Here is a 12,483-nt window from a genome sequence, read left to right as displayed (position 1 = left end):
GGAAAACTCCTCCAGTATCTTTATCTTTAGGAAAAACAAGAATACAATGAAAAATTTAGTTTCCTTTCTTTTGATATTGGCTTTTGTTCCACTTGCTTGTCAAGAAATGGAAAAGCCGGAAATCCTTCCTACGGAAATACAAATAAAAACAGCTACGCTTCCTGCACCTGAAGCTGAAAAGGGTGGAGCTATGGTTTATGGTTATAATGAATCTGGTGAGTTGGTCGTTTTACGGGAGGGTACCAATAACCTTGTTTGTCTGGCCGATGACCCTAACAAAGAGGGGATAAGTGTTTCCTGCTATTCCAAAAAACTGGAGCCTTTCATGAAACGGGGAAGGGAACTTTCCGCTGAAGGCAAGGATTTTAACAAGAAAAGGGAAATTCGTGGAGCGGAGGTAGCTGCCGGTAAAATTCAAATGCCCAAGGAGCCTAGTATGATGTATGTATATTTTGGAAGTGATGAAGCTTATAACAAGACCACAGGAGAGCTTGCGGATGGTCAGTATCGTTATGTGATCTATACACCATTTGCAACTACCGAATCCACGGGACTACCGGACAAACCTCACGAAAAAGGGATGCCATGGCTTATGGATCCAGGGACTTTCAGGGCGCATATTATGATTGGACCGTTCAAATAAAAAATTTAGCGTTCTTATATTTATCTTTTTGTCAAAAATCCGTTTAATTCTGTCGGTACACTCCGGCTGTTTTGTATAAAAACACTATTTTGATGGATTATAGGACAACAGGGAAACCATTACTATTTTGAACTTGCGGTATTTCTATTGTTTAAACCGAAAATTGTTTCTGCAAACCGGCGACCACTATGCAATACACTTCTGAGGATTTATTGGGCGTAAAAACGAGAAAGGATTTAATTGAAATTGCCAAAAGGAAAAACATAAAGATCGATAACGTAGTCAAAAAATTGAAGTATGAATTGGAACTTATAAAACTTCAAAGCGAATTGGTCTCCCTCCAACAATGGATTTCAAAGAATAACCTACGTGTGGCCATTCTTTTTGAGGGTAGGGATGCGGCCGGAAAAGGAGGTTCCATAAAACGTTTTTATGAACATTTGAACCCTAGGACGGCAAGGGTAGTCGCCTTGTCAAAACCCACTGATAATGAAAAAGGGCAATGGTATTTCAGAAGATATATCAAGGAACTCCCCAACCCCGGGGAAATTGTATTTTTTGACCGTAGTTGGTACAATAGGGCTGTGGTGGAGCCCGTAATGGGTTTTTGTAATGAAGAACAGTATGCTCAATTTATGGTACAGGTTCCGGGTTTTGAACATATGCTTTATGAGGATGGCGTTATATTGATCAAGTTTTGGTTTTCCATCTCCAAGGAGGAACAGAAGAAAAGGTTCACGGCCCGATTAAGAAACCCGTTAAAACAGTGGAAGTTTAGCCCGGTCGATATGAAAGGTCAGGAACTTTGGGACAAGTATACCTACTACAAGGAACAAATGTTTACAAAAACCCATACGGATTTTAGTCCCTGGATCATAGTGAAGACCAACGATAAACAAACGGCTCGCCTGGAAAGTATGCGCTATGTGCTTTCTAGATTTGATTACCGGAAAAAGGATTATTCAAAAATACCCATTCAACCCGATCCCAATGTCATCGTTCGCTATTATAGGAATGCAAAGCAAATAGATATTTAGTATGGATCCTTTTAAGAATTTGCATTTGTCGGAAGAACATATTAAGCTTCTAAATAGTAAAATAGGTCTACGAAGCCTTTTTGCGAATAAGCACTTGGATTTGGAGAAGGCACTGAGGGATACCCAATACGAAACCAACTTGCGAAAGCGCCAGGTAGAGCTGGTGAAGTTACAAACCTGGGCCATTGAGAATAGAAAAAAGATAGTGATCTTGTTCGAAGGCCGGGATGCTGCAGGAAAGGGAGGTGCTATCCGCCGAATATCCGCCTATATTAACCCTAGGTACTATAGAATAGTTGCATTGAACAAACCCACGGAAGATGAGAAGGGACAGTGGTATTTTCAACGATATGTGAATAATCTTCCCGAGCCGGGTAAAATAGTATTCTTTGATAGGAGTTGGTATAATAGGGCCGTGGTAGAGCCGGTAAACGGTTTTTGCACTCAGGAAGAGTACAGCATATTTATGTCACAAGTGAATGATTTTGAGAAAATGATCATTCAGTCCAATACCTATTTGATCAAATTCTATTTTTCTATTACCAAGGAAGAGCAGCAAAAACGTTTTGAGGACATTAAGGAAAGTAATTTAAAACGTTGGAAAATGTCTCCTGTAGATGAAAGGGCCCAAGAACTTTGGGAAGAATATACCAAGTACAAGGAGGTAATGCTGAACCAAACGAATACTTCATACGCCCCTTGGGTAATAATAAATGCCAATAAAAAGACTAATGCACGCCTAAGCGCTATTGACCATGTCCTGAAGACCATTCCCTATGCCAAGTAAAACTGTGTTCTGGTGCTGAGGTTGATTCAGTTGATCTATAGATTTTATGGGACGGCCAAATCGGTTTAGAGAGATTGAATGAAGGAAAGCCATGGTTTTTTTGAACGATAGAATTCGTATTTAGCAAATGGCTTTTTAAGTTTGCGCTATAAAATCTGAGACTATGAGACCTTACATTTTGGCCGAGACAAATTGGGAGACCCTTAAAGATGTGAATTTTGATTTGGCCGTTCTGCCTTGGGGAGCCACGGAAGCCCATAATTATCACTTGCCGTATGCCACGGACAATTTTGAAGCGGATGCCCTTGCTGCGGGATCGGCAAAGATTGCTTGGGAAAAAGGAGGCAAAGTCATTGTGCTCCCCACCGTTCCCTTTGGGGTAAATACGGGACAATCCGATATCTATTTGGATATTAATTTAAATCCTAGTACGCAGTTTGCTATTCTATGCGATATTGTCGAGGTTTTGCATCGTCAGGGAATTTATAAGCTATTGATTTTCAATAGTCATGGAGGAAATAACTTTAAACCTTTGGTAAGGGAACTGGGCCTAAAGTATCGGAAAATGTTCATTAGCTTTTCTAACTGGCCCCAAGCCCTGGACAAATCGAATTATTTTCAAGAAGAAGGCGACCATGCCGATGAAATGGAGACCAGCCTTATGCTCTATCTAAAACCGGAATTGGTATTACCAAAGGATAAATGGGGCAGCGGCGGCTCAAAAAAATATAAAATCAAGGCGTTTTCCGAAGGATGGGTCTGGGCAGAGCGCAAATGGTCCCAGATCAGTGAGGATACCGGAGTAGGGAACCCGATAAATTCGACTTCTGAAAAGGGTGAACGGTTTTTCAAGGATGTGACCCAAAAAATGGGCAATTTTCTTTTTGAGCTTTGCGGAGCGGATATCAACGATCTGTATCAGTAAGGCTTAGAACCGACCTCAATTTTTCACTTGGTTTTTTCCATTGAGTCTATCTACTATTTCCTAATTTCCTTATTGACCAACTTTGTGTATTGTTTCATGGCCTCCTCCCTACCAATGTTTTTGGCCTGGATCAACGCATTGGCCTTAAAGGCGTTAATAAGCGGGGTCTTGCTTCCAGGGTTGCTAAAATTTTTATTTGCAATTTTATAATAGGCATAAAGTTTTAGTAAAAGATCGGCCGGAAGCGGTTTCGTATAGTTGTTCACAAACTCTACGGCCTCCAAAAAATCAGTATGTAATTTCTGCTTCTTCATCCTTGTCCACAATTGTGGCTATACAGGTTTTTGCACCGACTACCTTTTGATTCAGTTTAACGGTAATGGCACAATCCAAAGGTAGTAACAAGTCTACCCTAGAGCCAAATTTTATAAACCCTGCATCATCCCCTTGTTGCACACTTTCGCCTTTTTCCGCATAATTTATGATGCGCCTGGCCATTGCCCCGGCAATCTGTCGATATAGGATATCCCCAAATTTTGGGGTTCGTATCACAACTGTGGTACGTTCGTTGTCCGTACTGGATTTAGGATGCCACGCCACCAAGTATTTTCCCGGATGGTATTTGGAATACTTTATGCTCCCACTAGCTGGATATCGTGTTACATGAACATTGATAGGGGACATAAAAATAGATACCTGTAGGCGTTTATCCTTAAAATATTCGTCCTCTTGAACTTCTTCGATGACCACTACTTTCCCATCTACAGGGGCCAAAACTTCATCGAAGTTTTTGAGGACTTTTCGCTTTGGGTTACGAAAAAATTGAAGTATTAGAACAAGAAATACCAAAGAAAGAATTTGAATTCCTAACCGCAACCAAGCCGTACCAACATAAAATTGGGATAACAATACTGCTGCACAGACTATAAAAAAAGTTGTAATAATAATTTTTTGGCCTTCCTTATGAAACATAAGTACAAAAGATTAAGGTTAGGTATGCAAACGGTGCGGCAAAAATAAGACTGTCCAATCGATCTAGCATACCGCCATGACCAGGTAAAATGGCTCCACTGTCCTTCACACCAGCACTACGTTTTAATTTGGATTCCAATAAATCCCCAAGGCTACCAAATATTACAATGACTATTGCTAAAATAATCCACTGTTCAGGATTGATGATAGGTTCATATTTTCCAATAATATAGGCGGCACCTAGGGCAAAGATAAAACCACCCAGTGTACCTTCCACAGTTTTTTTAGGAGAAATTGAAGGATATAGCTTTGTACGTCCTAAACTTCGCCCAACGATATAGGCAAATGTATCATTGACCCAAATAAGAATAAAAATGCCCATAATCAAAAGTTTGGCAAAATCATCGTCCTTATATGGGATCATGGTCAAAAAAATACACCCTCCTCCAATATAAAAGAGGCCAACGACGAATTTTCTAAAAGTGCTGAATAAATTTTTGTTTTTCGAGAATAAATAAAAAAGAAGTGCACAATCCACAATTACTGTTAGAAACAATAACACATATATTAATGAAAGGTCATGGACCAAATAAATGTAGGCCCACCAAAGAGCCAAATAAGCCAAAAAAATATGATATCCTCGAAGTTGCACAAGCCTTTTGTACTCATAAAGGCAGGCTAGACCAAATGTCATAAAAAGAAAATCGAAGGCATCGGAGCTTAGAAAAACTGCAGATAACAATAAAATGACATAAACAGCTCCGGTAAGGGCACGTCTAAAAATCTCTCTCATACTAAAGGTCTTCCAGAAGTAAAAGATACAGATTTTTGGAACTGCTTCCATAGGTTAAAAAATCATGCGAGTTTTGATCGGTCGCCTGAAAGTGTTTTAAAGTAGTAATATTGGCAGGGATACTGTGACCGTATTTCTTTTTGATGGTCTTGAGGCCCTCCCCAATGGATTCAACCAATTGGCTTGTAGTAGCAAAAACAATTACATTGGCCGGAAGTTCATGAAGTTTTTTTTCATTTAACTGATTGGAACAGACTAATATAGAACCATTTTGAGCAATTAAATGCTCACATGTGGTGAAAAATACTTCACTGTCCTTGCTGTTTGTGGTATACGAAATTCCCTCCTTGGAAAACCTTTCTTTTAATCTGGAATCCATGGCAAAAAATGGATGTTCCTGCCAATTGTTCTCTTGGACAATATTTCTTAGGGCCTCGGAGATTTCCGAAAAGGAATCGCAATACAGAAATTTGCCGCCATTTTTTTTAAAGTGAATCGTAAATTTTTCATCAACGGGGATGTTGAGATCTGGCATATGCACTCCTCTGGTTTCCACAGTCTCCTTGGAAACTCTTTTGCCACCTCCAAATAGTTTGTCAAATAGCCCCATTTTACATGATAAACTTCTTAATACACTATCCTGTCATTATTGATGAACGTGCAAGTTTATTATTTATTTTCTTTTTTTTCTTCTTCCTCCTTTTCTTCTACGGCAATGTCTTCTGTCTTTTTCTCTCCATTTAATTTTTCCTGCCCTTTTTGGTCAAATTCCTTTTCAAAAGGCCTTTTTCCAAATATCTTCTCGAGGTCTTCTTTAAAAATGACCTCTTTCTCCAAAAGTCGTTCCGCCAAGGTAATCAACTTGTCTTTATTACTTTCAAGTACTTCTACCGCCCTTTGGTACTGTTCTTCTATGATTTTGGAGATTTCAGTATCAATACGTTGGGCAGTTTCTTCACTGTAAGGTTTCGTAAAGCCATATTCGCTTTGACCCGAGGAATCGTAATATGTAAGATTTCCAATTTCTTCATTAAGTCCATAGATGGTCACCATGGCCCTGGCTTGTTTCGTAACTTTTTCCAAGTCGCTCAAAGCGCCTGTAGAAATTTTATCAAAAATCACTTTTTCCGCAGCACGCCCTCCCAGAGTCGCACACATTTCATCCTTCATTTGTTCGGGACGTACGATAAGACGTTCTTCCGGTAAATACCATGCTGCGCCCAGTGATTGTCCCCTGGGTACTATGGTCACCTTTACCAAGGGGGCAGCATGTTCCAACATCCAACTAACAGTGGCATGCCCTGCTTCATGGTAGGCTATGGTCTTTTTCTCGCCTGCGGTAATGATTTTGTTCTTTTTTTCCAGACCACCCACAATACGGTCCACAGCATCCAAAAAATCCTGCTTGGTTACTGCCTTTTTCTCCTTACGTGCCGCGATCAATGCGGCTTCATTACATACATTGGCAATATCAGCACCTGAAAAACCAGGAGTCTGTCTGGCCAAAAAATCGAGATCTAATGTCTCTGCGGTCTTGATAGGTCTCAGATGCACCTCGAAGATTTCCTTACGTTCCCTGATATCAGGTAGGTCAACGTATATCTGTCTATCAAACCTTCCAGCTCGCATTAAGGCTTTGTCCAATACATCTGCCCGGTTGGTTGCGGCAAGTACAATGACATTGGTATTGGTGCCAAAACCATCCATTTCGGTTAGTAACTGGTTAAGCGTGTTTTCGCGTTCGTCATTCGAACCTGTGAAATTGTTCTTTCCTCTTGCCCTACCAATGGCATCAATTTCATCAATAAATATTATAGCAGGGGATTTATCCTTAGCCTGTTTAAAAAGGTCACGTACCCTAGAAGCACCGACTCCGACAAACATTTCAACAAAGTCGGATCCGGAAAGCGAGAAAAAAGGTACCTTGGCTTCTCCTGCAACCGCTTTGGCCAGTAGTGTCTTCCCTGTTCCGGGAGGACCTACGAGAAGTGCTCCTTTTGGAATCTTTCCTCCTAAAGAAGTATACTTGTCCGGGTTCTTGAGGAACTCCACGATTTCCTCCACCTCTTCCTTGGCTCCCTCTAACCCCGCTACATCCCTAAACGATGTGCGAGTGTCCGTCTTTTCATCAAAAAGCTTGGCCTTGGATTTACCAATATTGAAAATCTGGCCGCCGGCACCCCCGCCACCTCCACCGGACATTCTGCGCATTAAATAAATCCAGATGCCAATAATCAAAACGAAGGGAAGGATCCCCAACAAAAAATCACCCAGGTAGTTGGACTCCGTATCATAGTCCACTATGGTATCCAGATTGTTTTCTGTTTTTAGATTTTTAATCTCGTTCTCAAAATTTTGAAGATCTCCGTAATCAAGAACATATTGTGGCGAAGCCGAGGGGCTTAATGCAAAGGGCTGGTCCTTAACGTCTTTATGAACATCCTTTTGGAGTGCCTCGTCCGTTAAAAAGACTTTGGCCTGTCTTGTATTGGTGATTATCAGAATTTTTTCGATATCCCCATTTCTAAGATACTCCTGTAATTCCGAAGTAGTGGTTTTCTTGGTACTGGAGAGATTACCACTTCCAAAGAACTGGAACCCAATTAGTAAAATTGCGATCAATCCATAAATCCACCAGGAACTGAATCTGGGTTTTTTAGGATTTGTATTGCTTTCTTTTGCCATTATTTTATTTTTTGCCCTTTTTTTGGTAATCCTAAGGGATTATTTCAAGGCTTGGTTTATGCTACTTTCGATTTCGGTGAACTTGGCATCGCCCCAAAGACCTTCAATATCATAGAATTCCCGTGCATGCTTCTGGAAGACATGGACTACGACATTGACGTAATCCATTAGAACCCACTCGGCATTATCTTCGCCCTCTACGTGCCAAGGCCTGTCCTTAATTGCTTTGCTAACTGTTTTTTGGATAGATCCGGTGATAGCATTAACGTGGGTGTTGGAAGTACCACTGCAAATTATAAAGTAGTCACAAACAGTATTTTCAATTTCCCTTAAGTCAAGCAAGCTTACATCGTTTCCCTTTACTTCATCAATTCCCTGTAAAATTAGTGCGATTAACTCGTCTGCGCTAGCTTTCCTTTTCTGCATTCAAAAATTTTAGTTTAAGCAAAGTTATTATTTTTTTGTTCTTTTACCTCTAGTTTTTAACAATTGATTAAAGATAGAATCTAAAGGTTGCCCCATGCCAATAATCAAACTTGATGCCATAGACTCTACCAATGCGTACCTAAAAAAACTTATTGCTTCCAAAACCTCCGAGGACTTCACGGTAGTCGTTGCCAAGAAACAGTTTCAGGGTAGAGGACAAAGGGGTGAGCAGTGGATATCGGAAGAGGGTAAGAACCTAACATTTAGTGTTTTAAAAGAAAACAACGACCTTCCTGCAGATAATCCCTTTTTGTTGAACATCATAGTATCACTTGCCCTATTCAATTGTTTGAATAACCTTCATGTTCCTGATTTAAAGGTCAAATGGCCTAACGACATTCTGTCAGGTACTTCCAAAATTTGTGGCATTCTTATCGAGAATATCGTAATGGGTAATACGATAAAAGCCTCTATCATTGGTATTGGGCTTAATGCCAACCAGACGATTTTCCATAATGTTCCCAAAGCTTCCTCGTTGAAATTGTTGTTGGGCAAAACATTTGACCTGGATGAGCTTCTAAGTGAATTATTGAAAAGTTTAAAGTCTGTTTTTAAGGATTTCCAAGAAAGTGGAAGTGAAAAATTATGGGAAGCCTATTTGGAGATATTGTTTTTAAAGGACAGACCAGCGACATTTAAGGATACCAATGGGAATAGATTTATGGGATTTATTCGCGGTGTCTCTACCGAAGGTAAACTGATTATTGCGCTTGAGGATAATGTAAAAAAAGAATTCGCTTTTAAGGAAATAACCCAGCTATACTAGGGTTTTAGCCAAGTTTTCCAACAAGGTATCCATAAAATTGGTGATGGGTTGCTTTATCATCATGGCCATCATGGCATTGAATTCCCCTTGAAAACTTAATGCTACCTGGGTTTCTCCATCAGTTATGGCCAAGATATCGGCCGTGAGCGTAAAAGGTAGTTTTTCGCTTGCGGCTCCTAAAACAATTTTGTTATGTGGGAATTGTTCCTTTCGTTGCAACACAATTTCGGGCATGCCCTTTAAGGCGAACAGGAATCGGTCTTCATTGATAAGTTCAAATTTGTCAGTGCTATTGGGCATCAATTTTTCAAAATTCTTAAGTTCACTAAGAAAATCGAAAACCTGCTCTTGGTTTTTTGAAATACTCTTTTTAGGCGTTTCTATGTACATTCCTTATAAGTTCCATGTAGAAGGACTTTTTCGCCATTCTAACAATGTGTTCAACTGTTCCTCTTTGATGTATCCGGTTTCCGAAGCCTTCTCAATGAGATGGTCGTAATCCCCGAGCGTATGCAATTCAATATCCCTTTTCTCAAAATTTTCCTTGGCCACATCGAAACCATAGTTGAAAATTCCCAACATTCCCTTTACGTTTGAACCTTCGTCAGTGAGTGCATTTACAGCGTTTAAACTACTTTTTCCCGTGCTGATAAGATCTTCCACTACAACCAAATTCTGATGGGCTTCCAATTTACCTTCAATCTGGTTCTTTCTTCCATGGGCTTTGGGTTCCGGTCTAACATAAATAAAGGGGAGCCCTAAATAATCGGCAACCAGCATTCCAATGCCAATAGCCCCGGTAGCTACCCCTGCAATTATGTCTGGCTTACCGTAAAGGGATTCCAATTGTTTGGCCATTTCCTCCCTAACATAATTTCGTATTATGGGGTAGGAAAGTATAATTCTGTTATCACAATAAATAGGGGATTTCCACCCGGAGGCCCATGTAAAAGGATTTTCCGGTCTCAACTTTATTGCATTAATTTGTAACAGAAGCTCTGCTGTTTTTTTGGCGGTGTTTTTGTCCAAAATCATGGAGCAAATGTATAAAGTTTTCGTTAAAGAGGCACCTCTTATTTTAACCAACAAACTTTCTGAAATAGCGAACAGTAAATATTTCCCCTTAAACGCAGAAGCTATACAGGAAGCTATTGATGCATTGGCCAAGAAAAGGTTGGAAGAGGCCTATATCTATCACCCCAACCATGAAGAAATCCTAAAAAAGTTCTGTAAGCAGATTCAACTGGAAATTGCTGCTGGAGGCGTAGTGACCAACAAGAAAGGAAAGGTACTTTTTATCTACAGAAACGATAAGTGGGATTTGCCCAAAGGGAAGTTGGAAAAAAGTGAAAGCTTGGAGGAATGTGCATTACGCGAGGTAGAGGAGGAAACCGGTGTGAAGGGGTTAAAAATCGAAAACAAATTACAGATTACCTACCATGTTTTTAAAAGAAATGGAAAATATAGATTAAAGGAAGTACATTGGTATGCAATGCGTACCAGTTATGAGGGCAAACTAAAAGGGCAAAAGAATGAAGGCATAGAAAAAGTAAAATGGAAAGGCCCTAAAAAAATCCAAAAAGCCTTACAAAACTCATATACCAATATAAAAATACTCTTCGGGGAATAGATCAAGGAACGTCTTTGCCGGAAGCAATTCGGTAAACTGGATATTGCATATGGGAAGGCTCATAAAACTTTGATTTTTGGTACAACCAATCCAATTGGGCGTACCAGTCATCCGCAAACTCCAAATCATTTTTTTTCTTGGTATTGAAATCATCCCTAAGCTGATCGTCATTTTCTAGCATTTCTGCGGCAATATTCTCAAAAATATACGGAGAAAAGCCTTCTTTTCTTTGTAGTATCGAATCAAAGAAATTCCAATTAAAAAAAGAATCGACGGTACAGGGCTCCAAGGTTTCCAAAAGATAACGGATACCTTCCTGGTCGATAGGAATTACGAGGTCTCCCTCCGAGAATAAGAGATTCACCATATCCTTGGAGATTTTTGTATCGTAGTGTAGGTAATGCCCCTCATATGCGAAATCCAAAGTTTTGTATTCTTTTATCTTATAGGATTCTACCGTTAACGTGGAATCCCTCTGCAAAGTTTCGTAGTTTATTTTGTTCAAATCCAAAAGCTCTATCACAGAGGTCCATCCTTTTTTTAGGATGTAGGCTTCCGGGATTTTTACCGAATCAATGGGTTTATAGTGATTTCTATACTCCATTTTTTCAGTGAAAGGTTTTTCCTTATCGTAAGAGAGTCTGTTAAATCCAGTAACCTCGCTGAGGAGAGTGTCGGCCTTGTATCCTTTGAACTCCCGTATTGTGGTTTTGGTTGTGTCCAAAGCCCATTTTATCGGATAGTAGTTCCAGTTTTGATGCCTGGTTCGGGCTTTTTCACCAAGGCGCTTTATTCGCTCGCTGTCCTTATCGGTAATTTTCAACATCGCCTTTAAAAATTCGTGGGTGCCGGCTACACGCTGGGCATAGGGTTTAAGCATATGCGTTTCTATCATAAGGCCAAGGGTGTTCCAGAGCGCGGTATATCCCGTGGAATATCTGGGATGGTCCATAAATTGGGAAAACCCTTTTTCAGGGGGCTTGTTAAACACATTTACATAAGGAGTAATATCCCAATTTTCCAATTTTAGGGACTTCTCCAAGGCAGGCAACATTTCCTGATCAAGGTAGGCACCCAATTCCCCACCTAATTTGTTATGCTGCGTAAACAGATGGGAAAGCGTATATTGATAATCCGCGCCGTTGCTTACATGAGTGTCTATAAAAACGTTGGGTCTTACCAAATGAAAAATTTCCGTAAATGTTCTTGAATTCTTTGTATCCGCCTTTATGAAATCCCTATTCAAGTCATAATTTAAGGTGTTGCCCCGAAAACCGTAGGATTCGGGCCCATTTTGATTTGCCCGCGTGCTTCGGTTCCTATTTAATGCCCCGCCTATATTATAAACTGGGATAGTGACCAATACGGTGTTGCTCGGTGGATTTATCTTCCCGATGACCAAGTCGCGATACAAAAGCATGGTGGCGTCAATACCATCACTTTCTCCGGGATGTATACCATTGTTAATGAGAAGTATGGTCTTGTGATCCGCTATTTTTTGAAAATTAAAGGTCGCTTCGGGATTATAAGTGACCATATGCAAGGGATATCCGCTATCAGTCTTTCCGATAGTTTGGATATTGATTTCAGGAAATTGCTTGGCCAATTGAATATAAAAATCCACTACCTGCAAGTAGGTTGCCGTCTCCTTTCCATTGGAAAGCTCAAATTGGGTGGGAAACTTGGGTTTTTCATCTTCCTTTTTGGTCTCGCAGGCAATAAGACCCAATATCAGCAACAATACACCAAGAAATCTCAT

Annotated in this window: 15 protein-coding genes; 6 read left to right on the top strand and 9 right to left on the bottom strand. The window is 40.2% G+C overall.

What is annotated here, in order from left to right:
• The first annotated feature begins 46 nt into the window (after nucleotides 1–46).
• From Q0993_RS02120 to Q0993_RS02105, 4 genes are all read left to right on the top strand, one after another.
• Nucleotides 47–643 (top strand): hypothetical protein, encoded by a 597-nt coding sequence (locus Q0993_RS02120; RefSeq protein ID WP_299529351.1) that lies wholly within the window; start codon nucleotides 47–49, stop codon nucleotides 641–643.
• Between the two features lie 188 nt (nucleotides 644–831).
• Nucleotides 832–1,680, top strand: coding sequence for a polyphosphate kinase 2 (gene ppk2, locus Q0993_RS02115; protein ID WP_299529349.1), 849 nt, complete (start codon nucleotides 832–834; stop codon nucleotides 1,678–1,680).
• Between the two features lies 1 nt (nucleotide 1,681).
• Entirely contained in the window at nucleotides 1,682–2,467 is a 786-nt protein-coding gene (gene ppk2, locus Q0993_RS02110; protein WP_299529347.1) for a polyphosphate kinase 2, read from the top strand.
• A 163-nt stretch (nucleotides 2,468–2,630) separates the two neighbouring features.
• Nucleotides 2,631–3,392, top strand: coding sequence for a creatininase family protein (locus tag Q0993_RS02105; protein ID WP_299529345.1), 762 nt, complete (start codon nucleotides 2,631–2,633; stop codon nucleotides 3,390–3,392).
• Between the two features lie 53 nt (nucleotides 3,393–3,445).
• Here the strand turns inward: Q0993_RS02105 and Q0993_RS02100 are convergent, their stop codons facing one another.
• Genes Q0993_RS02100 through rsfS form a run of 6 tightly spaced genes read right to left on the bottom strand, consistent with a single transcriptional unit; the run spans nucleotide 3,446 to nucleotide 8,268 of the window.
• The gene (locus Q0993_RS02100; RefSeq protein ID WP_299529343.1) at nucleotides 3,446–3,706 is read right to left on the bottom strand and encodes an acyl-CoA-binding protein; all 261 of its coding nucleotides are present in this window, start codon (nucleotides 3,704–3,706) and stop codon (nucleotides 3,446–3,448) included.
• The gene (locus Q0993_RS02095; RefSeq protein ID WP_299529341.1) at nucleotides 3,681–4,364 is read right to left on the bottom strand and encodes a phosphatidylserine decarboxylase family protein; all 684 of its coding nucleotides are present in this window, start codon (nucleotides 4,362–4,364) and stop codon (nucleotides 3,681–3,683) included. The genes Q0993_RS02100 and Q0993_RS02095 overlap by 26 nt, the downstream gene beginning before the upstream one ends.
• Nucleotides 4,354–5,157, bottom strand: coding sequence for a phosphatidate cytidylyltransferase (locus tag Q0993_RS02090; RefSeq protein ID WP_299529339.1), 804 nt, complete (start codon nucleotides 5,155–5,157; stop codon nucleotides 4,354–4,356). Before Q0993_RS02090 ends, Q0993_RS02095 begins: the two co-directional genes overlap by 11 nt.
• Nucleotide 5,158: 1 nt before the next feature.
• A complete protein-coding gene (locus Q0993_RS02085; protein ID WP_299529337.1) occupies nucleotides 5,159–5,767 on the bottom strand; it encodes an LUD domain-containing protein in 609 nt (202 codons plus the stop codon).
• A gap of 59 nt (nucleotides 5,768–5,826) precedes the next feature.
• Nucleotides 5,827–7,842 (bottom strand): ATP-dependent zinc metalloprotease FtsH, encoded by a 2,016-nt coding sequence (ftsH, locus tag Q0993_RS02080; RefSeq protein WP_299529335.1) that lies wholly within the window; start codon nucleotides 7,840–7,842, stop codon nucleotides 5,827–5,829.
• Between the two features lie 39 nt (nucleotides 7,843–7,881).
• Nucleotides 7,882–8,268, bottom strand: coding sequence for a ribosome silencing factor (rsfS, locus tag Q0993_RS02075; RefSeq protein WP_299529333.1), 387 nt, complete (start codon nucleotides 8,266–8,268; stop codon nucleotides 7,882–7,884).
• 94 nt (nucleotides 8,269–8,362) lie between these two features.
• Between rsfS and Q0993_RS02070 the strand changes: the two genes are divergently transcribed.
• Nucleotides 8,363–9,094: a biotin--[acetyl-CoA-carboxylase] ligase gene (locus Q0993_RS02070; RefSeq protein ID WP_299529331.1), complete on the top strand. Its 732-nt coding sequence runs from the start codon at nucleotides 8,363–8,365 to the stop codon at nucleotides 9,092–9,094.
• Here the strand turns inward: Q0993_RS02070 and Q0993_RS02065 are convergent.
• Entirely contained in the window at nucleotides 9,086–9,484 is a 399-nt protein-coding gene (locus Q0993_RS02065) for an SRPBCC family protein (RefSeq protein WP_299529329.1), read from the bottom strand. The two genes, Q0993_RS02070 and Q0993_RS02065, sit on opposite strands and share 9 nt — an antisense overlap.
• A 3-nt stretch (nucleotides 9,485–9,487) precedes the next feature.
• Entirely contained in the window at nucleotides 9,488–10,129 is a 642-nt protein-coding gene (pyrE, locus tag Q0993_RS02060) for an orotate phosphoribosyltransferase (RefSeq protein ID WP_299529327.1), read from the bottom strand.
• Between the two features lie 7 nt (nucleotides 10,130–10,136).
• Between pyrE and Q0993_RS02055 the strand changes: the two genes are divergently transcribed.
• Nucleotides 10,137–10,724, top strand: coding sequence for an NUDIX domain-containing protein (locus Q0993_RS02055; protein WP_299529325.1), 588 nt, complete (start codon nucleotides 10,137–10,139; stop codon nucleotides 10,722–10,724).
• Between the two features lies 1 nt (nucleotide 10,725).
• Here the strand turns inward: Q0993_RS02055 and Q0993_RS02050 are convergent, their stop codons facing one another.
• Complete coding sequence (locus Q0993_RS02050) at nucleotides 10,726–12,483, bottom strand: M14 family metallopeptidase (protein ID WP_299529324.1); 1,758 nt, start codon at nucleotides 12,481–12,483, stop codon at nucleotides 10,726–10,728.

Origin of the sequence: Ulvibacterium sp. (assembly GCF_028285715.1) — a bacterium.
Lineage (GTDB): Bacteria > Bacteroidota > Bacteroidia > Flavobacteriales > Flavobacteriaceae > Ulvibacterium.
The sequence above is the reverse complement of the archived record's forward strand: the minus strand, read 5'-3'. Positions and strand labels throughout refer to the sequence as shown.

What these genes read in the sequence shown, in the direction of transcription:
- Q0993_RS02050 (WP_299529324.1), bottom strand. Translation starts at nt 12,483, where the DNA reads ATGAGATTTCTTGGTGTATTGTTGCTGATATTGGGTCTTATTGCCTGC.
- Q0993_RS02070 (WP_299529331.1), top strand. Translation starts at nt 8,363, where the DNA reads ATGCCAATAATCAAACTTGATGCCATAGACTCTACCAATGCGTACCTA.
- Q0993_RS02090 (WP_299529339.1), bottom strand. Translation starts at nt 5,157, where the DNA reads ATGAGAGAGATTTTTAGACGTGCCCTTACCGGAGCTGTTTATGTCATT.
- rsfS (WP_299529333.1), bottom strand. Translation starts at nt 8,268, where the DNA reads ATGCAGAAAAGGAAAGCTAGCGCAGACGAGTTAATCGCACTAATTTTA.
- ppk2 (WP_299529347.1), top strand. Translation starts at nt 1,682, where the DNA reads ATGGATCCTTTTAAGAATTTGCATTTGTCGGAAGAACATATTAAGCTT.
- Q0993_RS02085 (WP_299529337.1), bottom strand. Translation starts at nt 5,767, where the DNA reads ATGGGGCTATTTGACAAACTATTTGGAGGTGGCAAAAGAGTTTCCAAG.
- Q0993_RS02100 (WP_299529343.1), bottom strand. Translation starts at nt 3,706, where the DNA reads ATGAAGAAGCAGAAATTACATACTGATTTTTTGGAGGCCGTAGAGTTT.
- Q0993_RS02105 (WP_299529345.1), top strand. Translation starts at nt 2,631, where the DNA reads ATGAGACCTTACATTTTGGCCGAGACAAATTGGGAGACCCTTAAAGAT.
- Q0993_RS02095 (WP_299529341.1), bottom strand. Translation starts at nt 4,364, where the DNA reads ATGTTTCATAAGGAAGGCCAAAAAATTATTATTACAACTTTTTTTATA.
- ftsH (WP_299529335.1), bottom strand. Translation starts at nt 7,842, where the DNA reads ATGGCAAAAGAAAGCAATACAAATCCTAAAAAACCCAGATTCAGTTCC.
- pyrE (WP_299529327.1), bottom strand. Translation starts at nt 10,129, where the DNA reads ATGATTTTGGACAAAAACACCGCCAAAAAAACAGCAGAGCTTCTGTTA.
- Q0993_RS02065 (WP_299529329.1), bottom strand. Translation starts at nt 9,484, where the DNA reads ATGTACATAGAAACGCCTAAAAAGAGTATTTCAAAAAACCAAGAGCAG.
- Q0993_RS02055 (WP_299529325.1), top strand. Translation starts at nt 10,137, where the DNA reads ATGTATAAAGTTTTCGTTAAAGAGGCACCTCTTATTTTAACCAACAAA.
- ppk2 (WP_299529349.1), top strand. Translation starts at nt 832, where the DNA reads ATGCAATACACTTCTGAGGATTTATTGGGCGTAAAAACGAGAAAGGAT.
- Q0993_RS02120 (WP_299529351.1), top strand. Translation starts at nt 47, where the DNA reads ATGAAAAATTTAGTTTCCTTTCTTTTGATATTGGCTTTTGTTCCACTT.